Source organism: Bacillus sp. PAMC28571, assembly GCF_014250435.1.
In the GTDB taxonomy this organism is placed as follows: domain Bacteria; phylum Bacillota; class Bacilli; order Bacillales; family Bacillaceae; genus Bacillus; species Bacillus safensis.
Window position 1 is genome coordinate 1,973,553 of record NZ_CP060191.1, and the last position, 21,724, is coordinate 1,995,276.

26 protein-coding genes are annotated in these 21,724 nt (G+C 42.7%); 1 reads left to right on the forward strand and 25 read right to left on the reverse strand.

What is annotated here, in order from left to right; translation table 11 throughout:
• Positions 1-91 precede the first annotated feature (91 nt).
• The 25 genes from recN to H7F25_RS09960 form a co-directional block, all read right to left on the reverse strand.
• Positions 92-1,825, reverse strand: coding sequence for a DNA repair protein RecN (gene recN, locus H7F25_RS09840; RefSeq protein WP_024428012.1), 1,734 nt, complete (start codon positions 1,823-1,825; stop codon positions 92-94).
• A 33-nt stretch (positions 1,826-1,858) separates the two neighbouring features.
• Positions 1,859-2,308, reverse strand: coding sequence for a transcriptional regulator AhrC/ArgR (gene ahrC / locus H7F25_RS09845; RefSeq protein ID WP_024422938.1), 450 nt, complete (start codon positions 2,306-2,308; stop codon positions 1,859-1,861).
• Between the two features lie 369 nt (positions 2,309-2,677).
• Positions 2,678-3,532 (reverse strand): TlyA family RNA methyltransferase, encoded by an 855-nt coding sequence (locus tag H7F25_RS09850; protein WP_044334062.1) that lies wholly within the window; start codon positions 3,530-3,532, stop codon positions 2,678-2,680.
• Entirely contained in the window at positions 3,529-5,430 is a 1,902-nt protein-coding gene (dxs, locus tag H7F25_RS09855) for a 1-deoxy-D-xylulose-5-phosphate synthase (RefSeq protein ID WP_185853678.1), read from the reverse strand. Before dxs ends, H7F25_RS09850 begins: the two co-directional genes overlap by 4 nt.
• 150 nt (positions 5,431-5,580) lie before the next feature.
• On the reverse strand, positions 5,581-6,477 hold the full coding sequence (locus H7F25_RS09860; protein WP_198422863.1) for a polyprenyl synthetase family protein: 897 nt from the start codon (positions 6,475-6,477) through the stop codon (positions 5,581-5,583).
• Entirely contained in the window at positions 6,461-6,721 is a 261-nt protein-coding gene (locus H7F25_RS09865) for an exodeoxyribonuclease VII small subunit (protein ID WP_003215880.1), read from the reverse strand. Before H7F25_RS09865 ends, H7F25_RS09860 begins: the two co-directional genes overlap by 17 nt.
• Entirely contained in the window at positions 6,718-8,064 is a 1,347-nt protein-coding gene (gene xseA / locus H7F25_RS09870) for an exodeoxyribonuclease VII large subunit (protein ID WP_185853679.1), read from the reverse strand. The genes H7F25_RS09865 and xseA overlap by 4 nt, the downstream gene beginning before the upstream one ends.
• A gap of 70 nt (positions 8,065-8,134) precedes the next feature.
• The gene (folD, locus tag H7F25_RS09875) at positions 8,135-8,986 is read right to left on the reverse strand and encodes a bifunctional methylenetetrahydrofolate dehydrogenase/methenyltetrahydrofolate cyclohydrolase FolD (protein WP_024422943.1); all 852 of its coding nucleotides are present in this window, start codon (positions 8,984-8,986) and stop codon (positions 8,135-8,137) included.
• An 11-nt stretch (positions 8,987-8,997) separates the two neighbouring features.
• The gene (gene nusB, locus H7F25_RS09880; RefSeq protein WP_185853680.1) at positions 8,998-9,393 is read right to left on the reverse strand and encodes a transcription antitermination factor NusB; all 396 of its coding nucleotides are present in this window, start codon (positions 9,391-9,393) and stop codon (positions 8,998-9,000) included.
• Between the two features lie 210 nt (positions 9,394-9,603).
• Positions 9,604-10,011, reverse strand: coding sequence for an Asp23/Gls24 family envelope stress response protein (locus H7F25_RS09885; RefSeq protein WP_024422944.1), 408 nt, complete (start codon positions 10,009-10,011; stop codon positions 9,604-9,606).
• 25 nt (positions 10,012-10,036) lie between these two features.
• The gene (gene accC / locus H7F25_RS09890; RefSeq protein ID WP_024422945.1) at positions 10,037-11,386 is read right to left on the reverse strand and encodes an acetyl-CoA carboxylase biotin carboxylase subunit; all 1,350 of its coding nucleotides are present in this window, start codon (positions 11,384-11,386) and stop codon (positions 10,037-10,039) included.
• An 11-nt stretch (positions 11,387-11,397) separates the two neighbouring features.
• Positions 11,398-11,880: an acetyl-CoA carboxylase biotin carboxyl carrier protein gene (gene accB, locus H7F25_RS09895; RefSeq protein ID WP_024428007.1), complete on the reverse strand. Its 483-nt coding sequence runs from the start codon at positions 11,878-11,880 to the stop codon at positions 11,398-11,400.
• A 195-nt stretch (positions 11,881-12,075) separates the two neighbouring features.
• A complete protein-coding gene (locus H7F25_RS09900) occupies positions 12,076-12,708 on the reverse strand; it encodes a SpoIIIAH-like family protein (RefSeq protein WP_024428006.1) in 633 nt (210 codons plus the stop codon).
• On the reverse strand, positions 12,708-13,379 hold the full coding sequence (gene spoIIIAG, locus H7F25_RS09905; RefSeq protein WP_185853681.1) for a stage III sporulation protein AG: 672 nt from the start codon (positions 13,377-13,379) through the stop codon (positions 12,708-12,710). Before spoIIIAG ends, H7F25_RS09900 begins: the two co-directional genes overlap by 1 nt.
• Positions 13,372-14,004, reverse strand: a complete 633-nt coding sequence (spoIIIAF, locus tag H7F25_RS09910) for a stage III sporulation protein AF (RefSeq protein ID WP_024422949.1) — start codon at positions 14,002-14,004, stop codon at positions 13,372-13,374. The genes spoIIIAG and spoIIIAF overlap by 8 nt, the downstream gene beginning before the upstream one ends.
• 14 nt (positions 14,005-14,018) lie before the next feature.
• Complete coding sequence (spoIIIAE, locus tag H7F25_RS09915) at positions 14,019-15,212, reverse strand: stage III sporulation protein AE (protein ID WP_024422950.1); 1,194 nt, start codon at positions 15,210-15,212, stop codon at positions 14,019-14,021.
• A gap of 19 nt (positions 15,213-15,231) precedes the next feature.
• Positions 15,232-15,645 carry a stage III sporulation protein AD gene (gene spoIIIAD, locus H7F25_RS09920; RefSeq protein WP_087978339.1) on the reverse strand — a complete coding sequence of 138 codons (414 nt, stop codon included), beginning with the start codon at positions 15,643-15,645 and terminating at the stop codon, positions 15,232-15,234.
• Entirely contained in the window at positions 15,642-15,848 is a 207-nt protein-coding gene (spoIIIAC, locus tag H7F25_RS09925) for a stage III sporulation protein AC (RefSeq protein WP_003153142.1), read from the reverse strand. The genes spoIIIAD and spoIIIAC overlap by 4 nt, the downstream gene beginning before the upstream one ends.
• A 19-nt stretch (positions 15,849-15,867) precedes the next feature.
• Complete coding sequence (gene spoIIIAB / locus H7F25_RS09930) at positions 15,868-16,383, reverse strand: stage III sporulation protein SpoIIIAB (RefSeq protein WP_024428003.1); 516 nt, start codon at positions 16,381-16,383, stop codon at positions 15,868-15,870.
• Positions 16,377-17,300, reverse strand: coding sequence for a stage III sporulation protein AA (spoIIIAA, locus tag H7F25_RS09935; RefSeq protein WP_024428002.1), 924 nt, complete (start codon positions 17,298-17,300; stop codon positions 16,377-16,379). The genes spoIIIAB and spoIIIAA overlap by 7 nt, the downstream gene beginning before the upstream one ends.
• Positions 17,301-17,366: 66 nt before the next feature.
• Positions 17,367-17,648, reverse strand: coding sequence for a YqhV family protein (locus tag H7F25_RS09940; RefSeq protein WP_185853682.1), 282 nt, complete (start codon positions 17,646-17,648; stop codon positions 17,367-17,369).
• Positions 17,649-17,814: 166 nt separating this feature from the next.
• The gene (efp, locus tag H7F25_RS09945; protein ID WP_024422954.1) at positions 17,815-18,372 is read right to left on the reverse strand and encodes an elongation factor P; all 558 of its coding nucleotides are present in this window, start codon (positions 18,370-18,372) and stop codon (positions 17,815-17,817) included.
• Between the two features lie 25 nt (positions 18,373-18,397).
• Complete coding sequence (locus tag H7F25_RS09950) at positions 18,398-19,459, reverse strand: M24 family metallopeptidase (protein ID WP_024428001.1); 1,062 nt, start codon at positions 19,457-19,459, stop codon at positions 18,398-18,400.
• Positions 19,456-19,899: a type II 3-dehydroquinate dehydratase gene (aroQ, locus tag H7F25_RS09955; protein ID WP_024422956.1), complete on the reverse strand. Its 444-nt coding sequence runs from the start codon at positions 19,897-19,899 to the stop codon at positions 19,456-19,458. Before aroQ ends, H7F25_RS09950 begins: the two co-directional genes overlap by 4 nt.
• Before the next feature lie 108 nt (positions 19,900-20,007).
• Positions 20,008-20,535 carry a YqhR family membrane protein gene (locus tag H7F25_RS09960; RefSeq protein ID WP_024428000.1) on the reverse strand — a complete coding sequence of 176 codons (528 nt, stop codon included), beginning with the start codon at positions 20,533-20,535 and terminating at the stop codon, positions 20,008-20,010.
• A gap of 223 nt (positions 20,536-20,758) precedes the next feature.
• Here H7F25_RS09960 and H7F25_RS09965 point away from each other — a divergent pair, with 223 nt between their 5' ends.
• Positions 20,759-21,715, forward strand: a complete 957-nt coding sequence (locus H7F25_RS09965; RefSeq protein ID WP_024422958.1) for a DUF1385 domain-containing protein — start codon at positions 20,759-20,761, stop codon at positions 21,713-21,715.
• Positions 21,716-21,724: the final 9 nt, after the last annotated feature.

Consider the following 21,724-nt stretch of genomic DNA (forward strand, 5'->3'; position numbering starts at 1 on the left):
GATTGGATAAATTGATAAAAGAAAAAGACGATTTTATGGGTATATACGCCGGCTTTTACACAACATATAAAAAAGGCAGCTGATGATTCAGCTACCCTGTTGTTTTGACATCATTTGCTTGGTGCAATAGTTCTTTTGCATGCTGTTTTGTCAGCTCAGTCACTTCCACACCGGCAATCATCCGGCCAATTTCACTTACTTTTTCTTCATGACTTAATGGTTTGACACTCGTCAGTGTTCTGCCCGCTTTCGAGCGTTTCGAAATGAAGAGATGTGTGTCAGCCATTGCGGCTACTTGAGGCAGATGTGTAATACAGAGCACTTGTGATCCAGACGCAACTTTGTAAATTTTCTCAGCAATGGCTTGTGCCACTCTGCCGCTGACGCCTGTATCAACTTCATCGAAAATAATGGATGTGACGTCTTGTTTAGCTGAGAAAATACTCTTCACAGCGAGCATGACACGTGAAATTTCTCCACCTGAGGCTACTTTCGATAAAGATTTCATCGGTTCGCCTGTATTTGTAGAAATGACAAATTGTGCTTGGTCGATTCCATTTTTCCCGAGCTGGACAGGTTTTCCGTCTAATAGCGGACAATCGGTGCTGCCAAATGGCGCATATCGAACAGAAAAAGCTGTGTCAAATGATGACTTCTCCATATACAAATCCTTGAGCTCTGTTTGAATTTGCTTCGCTAGCTTTTTGGCCCATTTTTTACGCAGCTCCGAAACGTTAAGTGCTTCGAGCAGGGCATCACGGCTCATCGCATCTAATTTATTTTTGAGCGTCTGCAGATGGCTGTCTCGATTTTGGATTTGATCTATTTCTTCTTCAATCTTCGCCGCATACTCCAAAATTTCCTCAACGGTTGTGCCGTATTTTCGTTTTAGCTGCTTCATTTCATTCAGCCTGGATTCAATAAAATCAAGACGAGCCGGATCGAATTCTAATTGATCCAGCATGCTCCGCATTTGGAAGGTTGAATCCTCTAATAAGTAGTAGGAGTTCGACACTTGTTCAGATAGCTTTTTCAAATCATCGTTGATCTCAGACACCTGATCAAGCTCGCTTGAGGACATACCAACCCAATCTAGCCCTCCTTGCTCATTACGCAAGGCGTTATACGCGTTTTGGAGTGAGGAATAGATTTTTTCGTAGTTGCTGATTTGATGACGTTCTTCCTGAAGCTTCTCATCTTCTCCCGGCTCTAATTGTGCCGCCTCAATCTCCTCTAGCTGAAATTGCAGTAAATCTAAGCGGTGCACCATTTCCTGCTCATTCTCAGACAGCTGCCTTAGCTTTTGGGCCGTCTTCATATATTGATCATATGCTTCTTGATACTGCAAGAGAGCCGGTGCAATGTCTTCTGCTCCAAATTGATCGAGCAAATGCAGATGATTTTCATCTTCCATGAGCAGCTGGTTATCGTGCTGTCCATGTATATCAAGCAAAAGCCGTCCTACTTCCCGTAAAAGTGAGATGGTGACAAGCTTTCCATTAATCCGGCAAATGCTTTTCCCGCTGTTATTAATATCACGGCGGAGGATCATCATTTCATCTGATGCGTCAATTCCCTGCTCTTCGCATAGAGCAAATACAGGGTGATCGGCTGGTACAAGAAAAAGCCCTTCCAGCTCTGCCTTTTTTTCACCGTAGCGGACAAATTCAGAGGATCCTCTTCCTCCCACGAGAAGTGAGACAGCGTCAATCATGATGGATTTTCCGGCACCTGTTTCCCCCGTTAGAACCGTGAGTCCTTTTTCAAATGAAACCGTTAACTCTTCAATGATTGCAAAGTTTTTAATGGTTAGTTCTGCTAACACTCATTTGACACCTCTTTTAGTAAACCTGATTCTTTATAGAAGCTCTAAAATTTTGCTCGAAACTGTCTCTGTATCATCTGGGGTGCGGCAAATGATTAAAATCGTATCATCCCCGCAAATCGTTCCCATAATTTCTTCCCAATCTAAATTATCCATTAAAGCACCAATCGCCTGAGCATTACCCGGCATTGTTTTCAGAACAATTAAATGACTGGCAGCATCCATTTTAATAAATGCATCCATTAGGGACCGCTTCAGCTTTGACAGCGGGTTAAACCGCTGATCTGCAGGAAGACTGTATTTATATGTTCCATTGTTCGTCGGAACTTTCACTAAATGCAACTCTTTAATATCCCTAGAAACGGTCGCTTGTGTGATGTTATATCCATCGGCTTTCAAAATATCGACCAATTCATCTTGTGTTTCAATTTCTTGGCTTGCAATGATTTCTCTTATTTTAATATGCCTTTGACCTTTATTCATATTTGACCCCCCTAGGCGTTTCATTCTCAGTTTGTCTTTACGTTCTATGTTATATGATGCACACTTCAAAAAACAAGCATTACGTGAGATACGGCCAATTCTTGTCTTTTGACCATGTAAAAAGGAATAATAGCGAGCTATTATTCCTTTCAGCGTGTAGACAAACCCTCGCATTCGGTGTCAGTCCTGCGCGCTGGTGCTCACGAATGTCAAATTCGCTCCGCTCCAGTGCTCGAACTTCCTAGACTTCAAAGGTTTTCTATCACGCTGAAAAGAAGACAAAGGGCTAAAATAAAAATCATTTTAACCCTTTGTCAACAATCTGAAAAGGAATAATAGCGAGCTATTATTCCTTTTGTATCAATCATCTCATGTGTCAGCCGGCTCAGGGCTGTTTTTCTTTTCTTTCAATACGGAATGGGCTTCCTTCACGACCTTCTCAAGTTCTGAAGCAGGAAGTGCCGCATTTCCTTCTTGATCAGGATGAAGCACTAAATGAAGCAGAAATTCAATATTTCCATCTCCACCAGTGATAGGCGAAAATGATACATCCTTTACATCATAGCCTTCTTTTGCAGCAAATTGATTCATCTCTTCAAGTACACCAAGGTGGACAGACGGCTCACGCACGATGCCTTTTTTCCCAACAAGCTCTCTGCCTGCCTCAAATTGAGGCTTGACGAGCGCAATACAGTCACCACCCGGTACAAGAATATGCTTTAAAGCCGGCAGAATGAGTTTGAGTGAGATAAAAGATACATCAATCGATGCCACTTCTGGCAATCCTTCAGTAAAATCAGCTGGAACGGAATGGCGGAAATTGGTGCGCTCCATGACGATAACCCTGTCATCCTGCCTTAATTTCCACGCAAGCTGATTGTAGCCAACGTCTACAGCATATGATTTGACTGCTCCATTTTGAAGAGCACAATCTGTAAATCCGCCTGTTGATGAGCCAATATCAATCAGCAATTTCCCTTCAACTGTCAGATCAAATTCTTTAAGCGCTTTTTCAAGCTTTAACCCGCCGCGGCTTACGTATTTGAGAGGGTTCCCCTTCACTGTAAGCGGCGTATCACGAGCAATTTTCTCGCCTGGTTTATCCAAACGGGTTTCATTTGAGTAAACGATCCCTGCCATGATGGCACGCTTTGCTTTCTCTCTTGTTTCCATTAGTCCTTGTTCGACTAATAAAACGTCAAGTCGTTCTTTCTTTGATGTCATGATCCAATTCCTTTTCTTGGTGCTGCTGGAAGCAGGTCACGTAAAGTCTCAGCAACCTGTGCTTTCGTCAGTCCAATTTCTTCAAGCAGGGCATCAACACTTCCATGCTCAATAAATTGATCTGGGATACCCATACGTTCTACTTTGATATGTGATGCTTTCTTGTCGTGTAAATATTCTAATACGCTACTGCCAAACCCGCCTTGAAGCACAGCTTCTTCAATCGTTAAAATCGGAATCCCTTCAGAAAGAATGTCATGTAGCATCGCTTCATCAAGCGGCTTAATAAACCGAGCGTTGACGACACGAATTGATTTCCCTTCTTTTTGAAGCTCCTCAGCTGCTTGCAGCGCCATTTTAATCGTCGTACCGAATGTTAAAATGACGGCATCCTTCCCTGGACGAAGAACCTCCCAGGACCCAATCGGAATGGTTTTCAGCTGTTCATCCATTTTCACGCCAAGACCATTTCCGCGTGGGAAACGCATGGCAATAGGACCGTCATCATACTGAATGGCTGTATTGACCATGTGCTGGCCTTCATTTTCATCCTTCGGCATCATGAGCACCATATTCGGCATATGACGCATGAAGGCAATATCAAACACACCTTGATGCGTTTCTCCATCTGCACCGACAAGACCCGCACGGTCAATTCCGATAAATACATTGAGGTTTTGGCGGCAAATATCATGCAGCACTTGATCATAAGCTCTTTGCAGGAATGTTGAATAGATCGCTAAAAATGGCTTCATATCCTGCGTCGCAAGCCCAGCTGCCATTGTGGCTGCATGCTGCTCAGCAATTCCTACATCAAACATTCGCTCTGGAAATTCCTTTGCAAAGCCTTCGAGTTTTGAGCCAACAGGCATCGCAGGCGTGATGGCCACAATTCGCTCATCTTTCCGCGCAAGCTTTCTGACTGTTTCACTGACAAGACCACTCCATGACGGTGCAGCAGCTGCTGGTTTTACAAAATCACCTGTATCAATTTTGTATGGACCTGTGCCGTGCCAAGTCCCGATTTTATCGGATTCTGCCGGCTGATAGCCTTTTCCTTTTTTCGTGATGACATGCAGCAGGACAGGACCTTTTGTTTTCTTTGCATATTCAAGGTTTTCAAAAAGATCTTCATAAGAATGTCCATCAACAGGACCTAAGTAAGTGAATCCCATTTCCTCAAAGAACATGCCAGACACTAGTAAATACTTGAGGCTGTCTTTAATACGCTCTGCTGTGGCAGCAAGCTTTCCGCCTACAGCTGGGATCCGCTTGAATAAATATTCGAGCTCGTCCTTTACCCATTGGTACTTGCCTGCTGTGCGCAGTCTGCCAAGCATGGTGTGAATTGCACCGACGTTTGGTGCAATACTCATTTCATTATCGTTTAAGATGACGATCATGTCTTTCTTTTCATCACCGATATGATTCAGAGCTTCAAGCGCCATACCTCCGGTTAATGCACCGTCTCCAATAATCGGCAGGATATATTCATCTGTCCCTTTAATATCCCGCGCGGCCGCCATACCCATCGCGCCAGATAATGACGTTGAGCTGTGGCCTGTTTCCCAAACATCATGCTCACTTTCATTTCGTTTAGGAAAACCGCAAAGTCCTTTATATTGACGAAGTGTATCAAACTCCGCCCCTCTTCCAGTTAACAGCTTGTGAACATAAGACTGATGTCCAACATCCCAAAGGAATTTGTCTTTCGGGCTGTCAAATACTTTATGAAGGGCAACCGTGAGTTCAACGACACCCAGGTTCGGACCGATATGCCCGCCAGAGTTAGCCAAGGACTCAATTAAAAACATGCGAATGTCAGCACTAAACTCCTCTAATTCTGCATTTGACATTCCTTTTAGAAACGTTGGATTTTTTATTGATAAAAGATCCAATCAGGATCAACTCGCTTTCAACAAAATTTCTATCTACATATATAATGCCTTATTCCTATGAAAACCAAGCGGGAATAAGAGTTGTCTCATCATGATAAACTGTTTACAGTTTACCACAATTGCTCGAAGACCCTCAAATCTAGGCTGTTTTTAATGATCTCTTGAGGCGATCAGATCACATAACTCATGCAGCAATTGCTGCTCTAATTCAAGATTTGAGACAATTTCTTTTGCACGTGTGATGTGCTCGTGCAGCTTTTCTTTTGCTCCTGAAAGCGTTAATAAAGAAGGATATGTCGACTTTTCATTCGCTGTATCAGAGCCGACCCGTTTTCCTATTTTTTCTTCGCTTCCTTCGAGGTCTAAAATGTCATCACGAATTTGAAAAGCAATGCCAATATGATAGCTGAATTCTCTTAGTTTTTCGATATCGTCATCTGATGCTCCTGCCAGCATTGCACCTGCTGTGACGCTGAATGTGAGAAGCTTTCCTGTTTTCCGGGCATGAATGGATTCTAGTTCAGCAAGCGGGACTTGTTTTTGCTCTGCTTCCATGTCATCAAATTGACCGCCAACCATTCCTAGTGCACCTGCTGACCGCACAAGCTCATCTACGATTCTAAGCTTTTGGTCAGGAGAGACGCTGCTAGATAGCTGCGATGTAATCAGGCGAAAGCTTTCCGTTAAAAGTGCATCACCAGCGAGAACCGCTGTTGCTTCCCCGTATACTTTATGGTTGGTCGGCTTTCCTCTGCGAAGGTCATCATCGTCCATACAAGGAAGGTCGTCATGTATCAATGAATACGTATGAATCATTTCTACAGCACAGCCAACCGGTATGCCATCTTCTTCGTTTTTTCCGTAAGCATGTAATAAAGCAAGAACGAGAACAGGGCGAAGTCTTTTCCCTCCAGCTTCAAGAGAGTAAAGCATCGAAGATTTTAGTTCTTCTGGAATCTTCAATTCCTGAACATATGTAAATAAATACTCTTCAATGGCCTGTTTTCGTGTTGTTAAAAAATCCTGCAAATTACTTGTCACCAGCATCTGCCTCCTTCACTGAGAAAGGAGCCAGCTCACCGTCCTCTTTTAAAATGAAATCCATCTGCTTTTCAACGTGCTGTAATTTTTCATGGCAAAGCTTTGAAAGTGTCATGCCTTCTTGGAAATAATGAATGGCTTGCTCAAGTGGTACATCTCCTTCTTCGAGCTTCCCAACGATCTCCTCAAGACCTTTCATCGCTTCTTCAAATGTCATTTGTTCTTCTTTTTGTTTATTTGATTCTGTCATGATGATTGCCCCTCCTTCTCAATAACCTCACAAATCAGACGTCCATCCTTCATGGTGATAGCCAATTGATCCTTCGTATCGACTTGGTTCACACTTTTAATCAGTTCATCGTCTTTATAGGCTAAACTGTAGCCTCTTTCCATCACTTGAAGTGGATTTAATGCATTTAGTTTACCAAGAACAGATTGGAACTGCGAATGAATTGTTTTCATTTGCACATTCATGCTGCGGATGAGCTGTTCTGTTTCATTGGCATGGCGTTTTTTCGCCTGAAGCAGCTGCTCTTTTGGATGAAGCGGCTTCAGCCTGTATGTCTGGCGGTCTAGTTGACTGCGTTTTTGTTCTATTTGTCTCGTCAGCTGTTTTTGAAAACGGTCAAATACCAAATCGAATTGCTGCTCTTTTTGCTCCTGCAATCGTTTTGGAAAACGGAAGGCATAAGAGGATTGCAGCGCCACAAGACGGTCTTTCGCTTGTGATGTTCGATTCTTCACGGCCCTTGTAAGCCGAATGTCGATGGATTTGATTCGTTCTATTAAATCGGCTGTGCTTGGAACAGCGAGCTCGGCTGCTCCTGTTGGTGTGGGTGCTCTCATGTCTGCAGTGAAATCACTGATCGTAAAGTCCGTTTCGTGCCCCACTGCAGAAATGATTGGAATGTCTGATGCGAAGATCGCTCTTGCGACAGCTTCTTCATTAAAGGCCCAAAGTTCTTCGATCGAACCGCCTCCTCTTCCGACAATCAAGACATCACAGAGCTGTTTTTCATTTGCTTCTTTGATCCGCTCTACGATTGAACGGATGGCATTTTCACCTTGGACAAGCGCCGGAAGCACAATGATTTTCGCCTGATGATAACGCCGGTTAATCGTTGTGATGACATCTCGAACAGCCGCTCCTGTTGGAGATGTAATGACACCAACAACCTCTGGATATTTAGGAATTGGTTTTTTATAGCGCGCATCAAATAAGCCTTCACTTGCCAGCTTTTTCTTCAGCTCTTCATAAGCGAGATGAAGAGCACCAACACCATCAGGCTGCATTTCTTTTGCATATAATTGATAGTTACCGCTTGGTTCATATACTTGAATCCCGCCGCGTACAAACACTTTCATTCCGCTTTTTGGTGAAAAAGGCAGCTTTGCTGCGGAACGCTGGAACATGACGGCTTGCATGCGTGCGTTTTCGTCTTTTAAGGTGAAGTACACATGACCTCTTGAATGAATTTTCACATTGGATAACTCACCTTTGATCCAAATATCTTCTAAATGCGGATCAACATCAAATTTTCTTTTTATGTATTTTGTAAGGGCTGTGACCGTCACAAAGGCTTTTTCACTCATGACGTATTCCTCCTCTTCAAAAACGCACATTCATCCACCGGCAGCATGCAGGTGGATGAATGGATAAAGCTTATGCTAATGTACGTTTTGCTGATTTAACCGTATTATGTGCAAGCATCGTAATCGTCATTGGACCGACTCCGCCAGGGACTGGTGTAATGTAAGAAGCTTTTTCTTTCGCTTCTTCAAAATCAACATCCCCAACAAGCTTCCCAGTATCTAAACGATTGACTCCTACATCGATGACAATTGCACCTTCTTTGATTTGGTCAGCTTTTATAAAGTTTGCTCGACCGACGGCAACAACTAAAATGTCCGCTTTTAATGTATGTTCTGAAATATTCGCCGTTCTTGAATGGCAGTAAGTAACCGTTGCGTTTTCGTTTAACAGCAATTGTCCCACTGGTTTGCCGACAATATTGCTGCGCCCTACAACAACCACTTCTTTTCCAGAAAGACTGACACCCGTTTTATTCAGTAATTCAACAATGCCTGCTGGTGTACAAGGTAGGAATGTATCTTCTCCAAGCAGCATTTTTCCGATATTTAATGGATGGAAACCATCTACATCTTTCTCAGGTGAAATACGTTCAATGACGGCTTTTTCAGAAATATGTTTTGGCAGTGGAAGTTGAACAAGAATCCCGTGGAATTGATCGTTCGCATTGTACTGATCAATCAGCTGAAGCAATTCTTCTTCTGTTAAAGAAGCATCTAAATGATCAAGCTGAAAGTGCATGCCCATTGCTTCTGCTGCTTTTTTCTTCCCGCGTACGTAAGAAAGTGAAGCCGGATCATCACCGATTAGAATAACGGCAAGACCAGGTGTGACTCCTTTTTGTTTGAGCTCTTCTACTTCTTTTGCTAATTGTTCACGTTTTTCTTTTGCTGTTTCTTTCCCATCGATGATTGTTGCTGTCATGTCGAATCCTCCTATTGCTGCTTTAGGTCGTTTTTAATGTTCGAAAGTACACCATTTACAAATTTCGGTGCTTTATCATCGCCGAATAATTTGGCGAGCTCAATCGCTTCATTCATTGAGACACTAACTGGGATGTCTTCTTGATACACCATCTCGTACACAGACACCCTTAAAATGGCTCTGTCTACGTTTGCAATACGATCGAGTTTCCAATTCACTAGATGCTGCGAGATCATATCATCAAGCTTGTCCTTTTGTTCAAGCACACCGAAAACCAGTTCCTCAAAAAAAGGATCTGATTCTTGTTCATCCAGCGCATGTGTAATGGCCTCTTTCGGATCAATATTGCTCACATCAATTTGAAATAATGTTTGTAGCGCCTTTTCTCTTGCAGTTCTTCTTTTCATTATTTACTCCTTTAACCACTTTATCCGCTTGTCGTTAAGCCATACAGAGATCATAACATATTTTGACCGTGGTCGCACCAAGATCCATGCGAGCTGTGACGAAAAACGAATCAATCCACGCGTCACGTTATCAATATTCGGAAATTACTCAAAAATGGGCTTTAAAAAACCAAAGAGGCAATGCCTCCTTGGTTTCACTTGAACCCTATTTTACATTTCTTGATCTACTTCAGCCTCAGGTGCTTTTGTTTCAAATTGAATGCCAACGACATGAATGTTAATTTCATTAATCGTTAAGGCAGTCATGTTCAAAAGGGTTTGACGGATATTTTCTTGTACAGCAGTGGATACCTTTGGAATGGATAGGCCAAATTCAACCACACAATACACATCGATTGTGATGCCTTCATCAGAGACATCTACTTTTACACCTTTACGGTGATTTTTCTTACCAAAGCGTTCTGCTACATCAGCAGCGAAATTGCCGCGCATTTCGGCAATGCCTTCGACTTCTGAAGCGGCGATCCCAGCAATGACTTCAATCACTTCTGGTGCAATTTGCACTTTTCCCAATTGATCTTCATCAAGGTTCATTTCAAGCAAATTGTTTTCTGACACGATCATTCACCTCCGAAAGCTGTGATTATTTCATGATTTGGTATGTTTCTAAAAACTTCGTATTAAAGTTACCGCTCACAAATGTTTCATGCTCGAGCAATCTAAGGTGGAATGGAATCGTTGTGTAGACTCCTTCAATGACGAATTCTTGAAGCGCACGTTTCATTTTCGCAATCGCTTCTTCTCTCGTCTTACCATATGTGATCACTTTTGCAATCATGCTGTCATAATATGGCGGAATCACATAGCCCGGATAAGCGGCAGAATCAACACGTACACCTAAACCGCCTGGCGGAAGATACATTTTAATTTCACCAGCTGAAGGCATGAAGTTTTTCTCTGGGTTCTCTGCATTGATGCGGCATTCGATCGCCCAGCCTTCATATACGACATCCTCTTGTGTAAGAGAAAGCTTCTCACCTGATGCAACCTTGATCTGTTCTTTGATCAAGTCTACACCTGTGACCATTTCTGTTACAGGATGCTCTACTTGAATACGAGTATTCATTTCCATGAAGTAGAACTTCTCTTCATTATAATCATAAATGAATTCGACTGTTCCAGCACCTGTGTATTCAACAGCTTCTGCTGCTTTTACAGCTGCTTCACCCATTTGCTCACGAATGTCTGCATTTAGTGCTGGTGATGGCGTTTCTTCAAGAAGCTTTTGCATTCTTCTTTGGATCGAGCAATCACGCTCTCCTAAATGAATCGTATTGCCATGCTGATCTGCAAGCACTTGGATTTCCACATGTCTAAAGTCTTCAATGAACTTTTCTAAATAGACACCAGGGTTCCCAAAGTTTTGCGCCGCTTCCTGCTGCGTGATGGTGACTCCGTTAATAAGCTCTTCTTCTGTACGAGCCACACGGATCCCTTTACCGCCTCCGCCTGCAGTTGCTTTAATAATCACAGGATACCCAATACTAGCTGCTGTTGAAACAGCATCATCAAGATCTTTTACAATTCCTTGAGAACCAGGGACGATCGGAACGCCTGCATTCTTCATTGTTTCTCGCGCGACATCTTTCGTTCCCATTTTGGAAATCGCTGACGCAGTTGGTCCAACAAAGATTACATTACATTCCTCGCAAAGCTCTGCAAAGTCTGCATTTTCTGCTAAAAAGCCGTATCCTGGATGGATGGCATCTGTCCCTGTTAATTTTGCTACGCTGACAATATTCGTGACATTTAAATAACTATCTTTAGAAGCAGTCGGTCCGATGCAATATGCTTCATCAGCCATTTGTACATGCAGCGCATCGCGATCCGCTTCAGAAAATACCGCAACAGTTTCAATTCCAAGCTCTTTACAAGCGCGGATAATTCTAACTGCGATTTCTCCTCTGTTTGCAATTAATAGCTTTTTAATCATGATCGTACTCCTTACTCTGCTTTCACTAGAAAGAGGGGTTGTCCGAATTCTACAAGCTGACCGTTTTCAGCTAATACTTCGACGATTTCACCTTTTACTTCTGCTTCGATTTCATTAAACAGTTTCATCGCTTCCACGATACATACAACAGTGTTTTCCTTCACCTTGGAACCTGTTGTCACGTATGGATCTGCTTCTGGTGAAGAGGAAGCATAAAATGTGCCAACCATTGGGGATGTGATTTTATGCAGATTTTCAGACGCAGCTGCCTCTTGTGCAGGGGCTTCGGTCTGAGCTGGAGCTTGTGCTTTAGGAGCTTGTTGAGCTGGAGCTGCTTGGACAGGAGCCACTGGTGCTTGTGCCGCAACTTGCTGAACGACTTCTTTGTTTTTCTTCAGTTTGATTTTTGCACCTTCGTTTTCGTACGTAAACTCATCGATAGTAGAGTCGTCAATTAATTTAATCAGTTCATGAATTTCTTCGATTTTTAACATGGATTTGCACCCCTATGTATGGATTTATCTTTTTATTATAGGCTAGTACTAAAAGTACATACTATAACCATCTTACAGGAGGATTTCGATGAATTCAACTACTATTGTGGTGAAGCGCCTCGCGTAAGCACCTTGGAGAGGGCGTCAAGCCGCATCAAAAAACGCCCTTTTCCGCAAAGGGCGCCAGTTCATTTTTTATTGATTAGTGGGCTCAAAAGTGACAGCTACGTTATCAAGACCTCTCATTTCTTTTGTGACCATATCAATAATATCGGCCGCTTGAGATTTTGATTTTTTATCAGAACGAACCGTGATGCTCACTTTATCCCCTTCAGCACTTACGAGCGCATCTTTATAGCCTTTTGTTTTGATCAATGTCTCAAGCTGACGCTCAGTTCCTTCTGCTTCACTGAGCGCTGTCATTTGATCGTATGCTTCACTTTTTTCTTGTGCTGTTGCATCGTCACTGGAGACAATTTCGTTGTATTCTTCGCGCTGCTTGCTTCGTTTATCTTCAAGCTCTAGTCTGTATGTTGTAAAAAGCTCATCGTCTGTTTGCTCTGACACAGCCTTTCCTTCTTCACCGCTTGTTTCGATATCCTCTTGTTTGCCGTTTGTTTCTTTGTCAGTGGATTTCTTATCAGCTCCTTTTTCCATGCCTTTGTCCGTCCCTTTTTCTGTTTCAACTTTTTTCTCTTCAGTGCCTTTTGATTTCGTATCTTCTACTGTCACTGCATTTTCACCCTGTGGAGACATGATATAGTACACACTTAATACGACAACTAAACTTAGCATCGTTAATAGCCAAACCGTTTGTTTTTTTAACATCATTCCGAATCCTCCTTGATTTTTTTAGGGGCAACAGCCACTCTATGGCTCGGTACATCAAGCACTCGTGTAACCGCTTCAATGATGGTTTTCTTTATTTGAACGTTGTCTACTCCTTGAGCAACAACGAGGACACCTCGGATTTCTGGTTTTTTCGTTTGAACAACGACTGGTGTTTCTTCATTGCCATTTTTGATGATGACGACTTCTTCTTCTTTTGTTTGATCGGTGACACTTCGCATGCCGCCTTCTTTATCTGTTTCCTCGGTCGTTGTACTTTTATTGGATTTGTTTTTTTCAAACACTTTTAAAGACGTTGCATCTACATTGACTACAATGGATACATCCTCAACGCCGATGATGGTCTCTAAAATTTCTTTCAGCTGATTTTCGTATTCTTGCTCCACATCCTCAATTGAATTTTTTGGTTTACCTGAGGATGCCGGTTTGAATACCTCCTGCTCTTCTGAGGATGTTTTTTTAGAAGCAGGAACAGCAGCTTGTTGTTTGCTTGATGGCGGTGACAAGATCTGACTGACTAACATGAAAGATACGCCGATAATGAATACAAGCAGCAAGTAATGGTGCTTCGTTAATTTGGGTTTCCCTTCACCTTTTTCAGGCGGCTGGAAGAATGATTTCAGCTTTTGTTTCCAGTCCTTGTTATTCATGATCTGCTGCGTCACCTCCCTCAATGTTCAGCGCGATGTGCTCAGGACTCGTATTCCAAACATCAGCAAGTGTCTCTTTCACCCTCGTGATCTCTTTGCTAGAAGATCCAGCGCTTTCCTCCTTTTGCTTGGAGAGATCAATGTCCACCTTTGCCACCGTTTCTACAGCATCACCTGTGAGCGGGGAAAGAACTGCTTTGATGCGAAATTGATCCGCCTCCATATTCTGATCCAGATGCTCCTCATCAGCCAGCACTTCTACGTGTTTCATTACATAGCTCTCCTTCTCCAGTGGCTCCTTTGCGCTTTTTTCTAGTTGGACAGCCATTTGCTTTAAAATATATGCACGCTGAGAGGCTTGTATTTCTTTTTTTTCTAAATTCATCTGATTTTTTATTTCTTCTGACTGCGCTTCTTCCTTCCCTTTCATCAATTCTGAAAAAATTTGATCAGGATCTGCTCGAAATAAAGCAAAAATCGGATTGAGCATCACCACGATGAGCAGCAGGCTGACGACCATTTTTGCATACTTTTGCATGCTCGAATTGGGAAGCAGAAGATCAATAACAATCGCAAATAAGATAAAAAGAATAATACTTGTGATCCATTCCGTGAGAAAACTCAAAAGGTGTCCCCTCCTTACTTCATCATCATGGTCAGGTTACCCGCAGTGATGATGACGGTAATGCTTAAAAAGAACATGAGCGACACTACAGCAAGTGCGGCAAATATATACAGCACACTTTTTGAAATGACATCAAGACAGCTGATGATGGGTCCGCCCCCTAACGGCTGAAGGATGGCAGCAGCAAGCTTATAGATAAGGGCTAACGAAAGCACTTTAATCGCCGGGAAAGCGGCAATTGAAATCAAAATGGCGACCCCAACTAGTCCGACTGTATTTTTGAGTAAAACAGAGGCGCTGATCACGGTATCGGTCGCATCTGTAAACATTCTGCCTAGGACAGGGATGAAGTTTCCGGTAATGAATTTGGCTGTACGAAGAGCGATTCCATCCGTAACGGCCGCAGATGCACCCTGAACGGAAATGACACCGAGAAAAACGGTTAAAAAAACGGCAAGCCCGCCAATTGCCACATTTCTTAACAGCTGGGCAAGCTGGGTGACCTTGTATTGTTCGGTCAGCGTACTGATAATGCTCAATATTGCAGATAAAAAGATGAGCGGGAGAACGACATACTGAATGAAAACACCGCTCGTGTTCATTAAAAATATAATAACGGGATGAAAGAATCCGGCTGAGACAAGCCCGCCTGATGAAGCAATAAGCGCTAGTAAAAGAGGAATAAGAGCAAGAATAAAACTGGTCATCGTTTGAATGGCTTCTGTGGCATAGGAAATCGCCACATGAAAGCTGTTAAGTGCAATAATAATCAGCACCATATAAACAAGAGCATATGCGACTTTGCTGACGGTGCTTTGTTCAAAGGCATTTTGTAAAAGCTGCAAAAGCGAACAAAAGATGGTGAGTAAAATCAGAGTACCTAGAAGCTTTCCGTTTGCAATGACCTCGTGAAACAGATAATGTACAAAGGCTTTCAGCCATGTTTGGGGAGACAGCTCTTTATCGCCGTCAATCATTTCCTTCACTGTGCCCTTTTGGCTTTCTGGCAAAAAGCCGCCATACTCGTCCAAAATGGTTTCCCAAAAGTCACTGATGGAATGAAGCTCAAGTGCATCAGCCTGTCCATTCGCCACTTCCTGTGCTGCTGGCTGTTCATTAGATAAAGGTTCTTTTTCTTCTGCCCCTGCATGCGGAGCAATCAGCCAAAAGAAAAGCATCAATCCCATTACAGCGGTCACCCGTTTCATTGTCATCACCTCTTTTCATTTACGTCATGGACGGGATCATTCCTAAGATCGTCTCAATGATGACTGTTAAAATCGGGACTGCCATCACCAAGATGAGAATCTTGCCGCCTAGCTCTATTTTGGATGCAATGGCGCCTTGTCCAGCATCCTTCGTCAGCTGAGCGCCAAATTCCGCAATATAGGCAATGCCAATAATCTTCAATATGGTTTCAACATACTTCATATTGACGCCGGCACTTGCTGCAATTTTTTCAATCATCGAGATAATGGCATAGATTTGATCAATTAAATAAAGAAAAATGACACATCCGGTAAAAACAACAAGCATAAAGGCGAAGGTTGGCTTTTGTTCTTTGACGATTAATGCTAAAAAAGTAGCGATTAAACCAAGTCCAACAATTTGTATGATTTCGATTTGTAAGCCCTCCCCTATCCTTGAAATAGAAATACGGCTTTAATCTTTTTAAACAAATCGTCTACAATGGTTGCCACCATAAACAAAATGTAGATAAACCCAAGCAGCGTCACCCACTGAGCGTACTCTTTCTTTCCCATTTGGTCTAAAATCGTATGGAGAAAGGCCACGACGATGCCTACTCCGGCAATTTGAAAAATGACGTTTACATCAACGCCCATGCTCTCGACTCCCTTCCTCTCACATCAATAAAAGAATCAGTAGTAATCCGCTTAAAAATCCGAGGCTTCTGACCATTTTTTCATTTTTCGCTTGGGCGATTTCAGCTTCTTTCTCCTCTGATTCCAAATGACCTAAAGCAAGCTTGATATACTTTTGCTGAGAAGTGACATCATGCTGGCCAAGTGTTTCTCCAAAGTGCTTCAACGCCTCATATTCGCCTTTTTTCAATACGGTTTTTTTCCAAACATCTTCAAGACTTTCGTTCCATGCATGGCGTGCAGAAAAGGTCCCCACTTTCAGCTTTTCTGCAAATTGTTCAAACAGCTGATTCACAGGTGGACCTACCTGCGCTGCAATTTGCTCTGCCGCCCGTGCTAAAGGGGTTTGACCATACATAATTTCAGCTTCAAGAGACTGGAGAGCAAACCGCAGCTGCCGAATTTGTTTAGGTCTGTCGCTATATCGTTTGGCAAACTCGAATCCTCCCCAAGTCGTGGCCGCGACAATGAAAATAGCGCCAATGAGCTTTAACATACGTCCACTCCCCGCCTCCATTTCATCTCTTGGCCGTCCCCGCCGTACATTCGCCCGATCGTGCCAGGCCCATTGTTTCGATTTAATTCAACATATCGTTCAAACACACGAAGCTCCCATAACGGTTTAAAAGAAGGCCGTTTATATACATCTTCAAGTGAATAGCCATGAGCTGAGACGATGATGTTGACTCCGGCATGAATCGCTTCTAAAAGTGCCTCGACATCCTCACTTTTTCCGATTTCATCGACAATCATGACCTCTGGGCTCATAGACCGAATCATCATCATCAATCCTTCAGCCTTTGGACACGCATCGAGTACATCAATCCGGTGGCCAAAATGATGCTGCGGCACTCCTCTGATACATCCGGCGATTTCAGAACGCTCATCAATAATGCCTGTTTTTCTAGGAGGAATGGTTTTTGTGCCTGTACTAGCAAGACGTGCTATATCCCGGAGCAATGTGGTTTTCCCCGTTTGCGGGGGGCCGATGATGAGTGTATTGTGCCAGTGCTCTTCATATAAATAAGGAAGAAAAGGAAGCGCAATCCCGATTTTTTCTTTGGCAATGCGGATATTAAATGAAGAGATATCTCTTAACCCTTTGACAAATCCGTTTTCAACGATCACCTTCCCAGCAAGTCCTACCCGGTGTCCGCCAGATATCGTGATATAGCCCTGTTTTAGCTCTTCCTCAAGTGTGTACATGCTGTAATTGCTCAGCCTGCCTAATAGCTGAGACGCATCTTCCCAGGTGGTGTGATAAGAAAGGAAACGTGGTTTTCCTCCCTGCATTAATTCAATAGGACGATCCGTGCGAATGCGGATTTCTTCTATTTGCGCCCATTCTGCCTCTTTCAGCAGCCTGAGTTCTTGTCCAATCGAGTGCGGGAGAATATCCAACAAACTCCGCAACGAATTCCCCTCCTTTTTTTCTTCTCTAAAATGTATGATGTGAGCCGTTAATTATGCCAAGCCGTTTCACTTATAGATCCCAACAAGAATAAACACGACACCAATGAAAATGAACACGAGCTTTGCATAGGATAGCTGCCCGGCAATTTGATAGATTCCAATCGTCATCGTGATAATAAAAATGAGCGGCCCGATGATTGCCAATATACTATTGATGACTACCGCTTTCCGTACATCATTGGTGATTAAAATAAGGATGGCTGCCGTCAGTTCAATGGCGGCGGATAAGAATCTCATGGCTGCCATTGCAGCGACTGACGGGTGTAGACCTGGGAGAAATTGTTTCATATAGAACCTCCAGCTTTTTTTACACTATATGCTTGACCAGCTGGAAGTAGTCTTGTTTTTCAAGAAGAAAGAGATGAATGAGAGAATAGAGAAGGCCTGCCTTGAGGAGTCATTTTTCCAATAAAAAAAGACTGTAAACACGAGGTTTACAGTCTTTTTTCGTTCATTACGCTCTTGAAACGTATGAGCCGTCAGATGTATTAATCACTAGTTTATCTCCTTGGTTCACAAAGAAAGGAACGTTGACGATTAAACCAGTTTCAGTTTTTGCAGGTTTTGAGCCGCCTGATGTTGTGTCACCTTTAATACCAGGCTCTGTTTCTACTACTTCTAGTTCTACTGTGTTTGGAAGTTCTACTCCAAGAGTTTCAGCACCGTACATCACGATTTGAACAGACATATTTTCAAGCAAATATTTCAGCTCATCTTTAATTTGTGCTTCACTTAGTTCAAGCTGCTCATAAGAACTTGTATCCATGAAAACATGCTGATCGCCATTTGCATACAAGTATTGCATTGTTTTTGTTTCGATTTGTGCTTTCGCTACTTTTTCGCCTGCGCGGAATGTTTTTTCTTGAATGGCACCTGTACGCAGGTTACGCAGTTTCGAACGAACAAACGCTGCGCCTTTCCCTGGTTTTACGTGCTGAAAATCCACTACTCGCCAAATACCGCCGTCCACTTCAATTGTCAGGCCAGTACGAAAATCGTTTACTGAAATCATTTTGTCATCCTCCTACATTTCACCATCATAATATGATAAGTTCTTTCGGTGAGTGGGTCAATCGTTTATTGCCGTCAGCTGTCAGGACAATATCATCCTCAATTCTCACGCCGCCGACATCTGGCAAGTAGATCCCCGGCTCAACTGTGACGACCATTCCCTCTTCTAAGACGACCTCTGATCGTGAGGAAAGGCCTGGCGCTTCATGTACTTCCATACCTAGTCCGTGCCCGGTTGAATGCCCGAAGTATTGACCATAGCCATACTTTTCAATGATGTCTCGTGTGATGCGATCAGCTTCTTTTCCTGTTAAGCCTGGCTTGATTCTATCCACACCAGCGTTTTCTGCTTCTAATACGATATGATAAATTTCCTTTAGCTTGTCGCTTGGTGTTCCGACAGCAATCGTTCTTGTCATATCAGAACAATAGCCTTTATAGTAAGCACCAAAATCGAGTGTCACTAAATCACCAGATTCAATCACCTTTTCACTCGCTCTTCCGTGAGGCAGGCTTGAACGAACACCTGAGGCAACTATCATATCGAATGAAGATCCTTCAGCACCTTCTTTTCTCATGAAAAATTCAAGCTCGTTCATGACAGCAATTTCCGTCAGGCCCGGCTTGATGTAAGTGAGAATATGATCAAAGGCGTGATCTGCAATCTTCGCAGCTTCCTCTAATATCTTAATCTCTTCACTAGACTTAATCAAGCGCAACTTTTCAACTGATTCAGAGACTGGAACAAGCTCTATACCGCCTGCTTTGGCTGCGTACTGCTGATACGTGGCAAATGTCATATGGTTTTGTTCGAACCCAAGGCGTTTCACTCCAAATTCCTTTGCCGTTTGAGCAGCCGTTTCCACAATGTTTCCTTTATGTTCAATGATGTCATAGCCTTTGACTTGATCCTTCGCTTGCTCTGTATAGCGGAAGTCCGTGATAAAAGCTGCTCGGTCCTTTGAAACGACAGCAAGACCGGCTGATCCGGTAAAGCTGGTCATATACTGTAAATTAAAACTGCTCGTAATGACAAGGCCATCGATCTCTAATTCACTTAATAGTGCTCTTAGTTTTTCAAGTTTCATGATACTGCTCCCCCTTCACTGACTAAATAACGAATCGCCAATTTATACCCTTCTAAGCCAAGCCCAACGATTTGTCCTTGGCATACTGGAGCAAGTACAGAATGATGGCGGAATTCCTCTCTCTTATGAACATTTGTGATATGTACTTCAATGACTGATAAAGAAATACTTGCAATGGCATCTCTCAGCGCATAGCTGTAGTGGGTAAATGCACCCGGGTTAAACACGACACCATCGTATTGATCTTCTGCTTCATGGAGCGCATCAATCAAATCCCCTTCGTGATTTGATTGAAAGAACGTTAATTGGATGTTTGCTCGTTCTGCGAACTGGAACAAATCCGTCTCTAAATCTGTCAGCGTCTTACTTCCATAAACAGCAGGCTCTCTTTTGCCAAGCCTATTTAAATTGGGTCCATTCAGTACAAGAAAATGAGGCATATGACCACTCCTTCACCCTAATTCAATCTATATCGAGATCTGTTTCTTTTTCCTTAGAAACCTTTCGTTTCCAAAAATATTTTATCATATGAATAGGCGATTTACACTTTATTCTGTCTTTTTCCCGAGTGCCCTCGCAAGCTTTTGACTCGTCAATTCATTATATTCAAACGAAATGCTGTACCCGACAAACATGCCATATAAAATATATAGGCAAAATGTCGTAACAATGGTGCTTTGCTGCAACTCTTGTACTTGCTTTACATCTGGGAAAATGGGATTAAATACGTAAAAAACGAGCAGCCATAAAAGCCCGCCATATACTAAACCCATCCAAAAGCCTTTGATCCTTTTTAAAAGCCCAAAATAAATAAAGGCGGCTCCAATCGATAAAACTCCTAACAGCACAATACTGATAAAAGTACCAAGTCCTCCCTTTTTCCATTCTCCAAGCACAAATGGCTGAAGCAGCATATTGGGACTCACCTCTGAAAAATGAAACACATGGGTCAGAAACCCGATAAAGCCCCAAAAAACACCGCCGACAAAGCCTGTAGCAGCCGCTCTTGCCACAAGTGATGTCGTTTGCACGGACTGATTTTTTTCTTCTTGGTTTTTCTTTTCATCACGTTTCATTTGTGAACACCTCCAGCAAGTAGTATGTCCAAAATGTCATGAAAAAAAAGGATTTCCATGCGTGAGTGTAAAATTTTTAAAACAGGGTATACTGGCTAAAAAGAGGTAGATAGAATTCTAGTAGATAATCGACCTGTGAGCTAGTGATTTCCCCTCATTTCCTGTACAATAAAGGTATAAGGAAATGCATGTAAATTACAGGAAACAGGCAGGTTGATGAAATATGTCCAATCAAACAAAACCTCCAGCTTATGGAGGGCAGGCAGTTGTCGAAGGTGTCATGTTCGGAGGTAAGAAGAACTATGTGACAGCGATTCGGCGAAAGGACCAGTCCATTGAGTTTTTGAAGCTTCCCCGGACCTCCAATAAACGAACCGCCTTTCTCAAGAAAATCCCCTTTGTCAGGGGTGTTGCTGCACTTGTTGAAGCAAGCGCAAACGGCAGTAAGCACTTAAACTTCTCCAGTGAGCGATATGACTTAGATCCTTCTGAAGATCATACTCTTGAAAAGGAACAAAAAGGCTCGAAATTATCCATGATCTTCGGCATTGCTGTAATCGGAGTTCTCTCTCTACTCTTTAGTAAATTTGTCTTTACCCTGGTACCTGTCTTTTTGGCAGAGCTTGTGCGTCCCATCTTTTCAGGGAATTTCGCACAAATCGCAGTGGAAACATTCTTTAAATTGGTCCTTTTATTAGGCTATATTTACTTTATTTCCATGACCCCTTTAATTAAAAGAGTATTTCAATATCATGGGGCAGAACATAAAGTCATAAACTGCTATGAACAGAACCTTGACATCACAGTGGAAAATGTCCAAAAGCAATCCCGTCTGCATTATCGATGCGGCAGCAGCTTTATTTTATTCACTGTCATTGTCGGGATGTTCGTCTATTTACTCGTACCGACAGATCCTTTATGGGTGAGAGTTCTGAACCGCTTGGCACTTATTCCGGTTGTTCTGGGCATTTCATTTGAAGTGCTTCAATTCACGAACAAACTCCGAGAAGTGCCTGTGCTTAAAGCACTTGGCTATCCTGGCCTTTGGCTGCAATTGCTCACAACAAAAGAACCTTCTGACGATCAAGTCGAGGTAGCCATTGCAAGTTTTAATGAACTTCTTCGTTTAGAGGAAGTATCTCTGAAACAAGCGTCAGATTCTGCTCATCAAGTGATCTAACTTATAAAT

Excerpts from the sequence above, each read along its gene's own strand:
- ahrC (WP_024422938.1), bottom strand. The coding sequence starts at position 2,308 with ATGAATAAAGGTCAAAGGCATATTAAAATAAGAGAAATCATTGCAAGC.
- H7F25_RS09850 (WP_044334062.1), bottom strand. The coding sequence starts at position 3,532 with ATGACATCAAAGAAAGAACGACTTGACGTTTTATTAGTCGAACAAGGA.
- H7F25_RS09860 (WP_198422863.1), bottom strand. The coding sequence starts at position 6,477 with ATGCTGGTGACAAGTAATTTGCAGGATTTTTTAACAACACGAAAACAG.
- H7F25_RS09865 (WP_003215880.1), bottom strand. The coding sequence starts at position 6,721 with ATGACAGAATCAAATAAACAAAAAGAAGAACAAATGACATTTGAAGAA.
- xseA (WP_185853679.1), bottom strand. The coding sequence starts at position 8,064 with ATGAGTGAAAAAGCCTTTGTGACGGTCACAGCCCTTACAAAATACATA.
- folD (WP_024422943.1), bottom strand. The coding sequence starts at position 8,986 with ATGACAGCAACAATCATCGATGGGAAAGAAACAGCAAAAGAAAAACGT.
- nusB (WP_185853680.1), bottom strand. The coding sequence starts at position 9,393 with ATGAAAAGAAGAACTGCAAGAGAAAAGGCGCTACAAACATTATTTCAA.
- accC (WP_024422945.1), bottom strand. The coding sequence starts at position 11,386 with ATGATTAAAAAGCTATTAATTGCAAACAGAGGAGAAATCGCAGTTAGA.
- accB (WP_024428007.1), bottom strand. The coding sequence starts at position 11,880 with ATGTTAAAAATCGAAGAAATTCATGAACTGATTAAATTAATTGACGAC.
- H7F25_RS09900 (WP_024428006.1), bottom strand. The coding sequence starts at position 12,708 with ATGTTAAAAAAACAAACGGTTTGGCTATTAACGATGCTAAGTTTAGTT.
- spoIIIAG (WP_185853681.1), bottom strand. The coding sequence starts at position 13,379 with ATGAATAACAAGGACTGGAAACAAAAGCTGAAATCATTCTTCCAGCCG.
- spoIIIAE (WP_024422950.1), bottom strand. The coding sequence starts at position 15,212 with ATGAAACGGGTGACCGCTGTAATGGGATTGATGCTTTTCTTTTGGCTG.
- spoIIIAC (WP_003153142.1), bottom strand. The coding sequence starts at position 15,848 with ATGGGCGTTGATGTAAACGTCATTTTTCAAATTGCCGGAGTAGGCATC.
- spoIIIAB (WP_024428003.1), bottom strand. The coding sequence starts at position 16,383 with ATGTTAAAGCTCATTGGCGCTATTTTCATTGTCGCGGCCACGACTTGG.
- H7F25_RS09940 (WP_185853682.1), bottom strand. The coding sequence starts at position 17,648 with ATGAAACAATTTCTCCCAGGTCTACACCCGTCAGTCGCTGCAATGGCA.
- efp (WP_024422954.1), bottom strand. The coding sequence starts at position 18,372 with ATGATTTCAGTAAACGATTTTCGTACTGGCCTGACAATTGAAGTGGAC.
- H7F25_RS09950 (WP_024428001.1), bottom strand. The coding sequence starts at position 19,459 with ATGAAACTTGAAAAACTAAGAGCACTATTAAGTGAATTAGAGATCGAT.
- aroQ (WP_024422956.1), bottom strand. The coding sequence starts at position 19,899 with ATGCCTCATTTTCTTGTACTGAATGGACCCAATTTAAATAGGCTTGGC.
- H7F25_RS09960 (WP_024428000.1), bottom strand. The coding sequence starts at position 20,535 with ATGAAACGTGATGAAAAGAAAAACCAAGAAGAAAAAAATCAGTCCGTG.
- H7F25_RS09965 (WP_024422958.1), top strand. The coding sequence starts at position 20,759 with ATGTCCAATCAAACAAAACCTCCAGCTTATGGAGGGCAGGCAGTTGTC.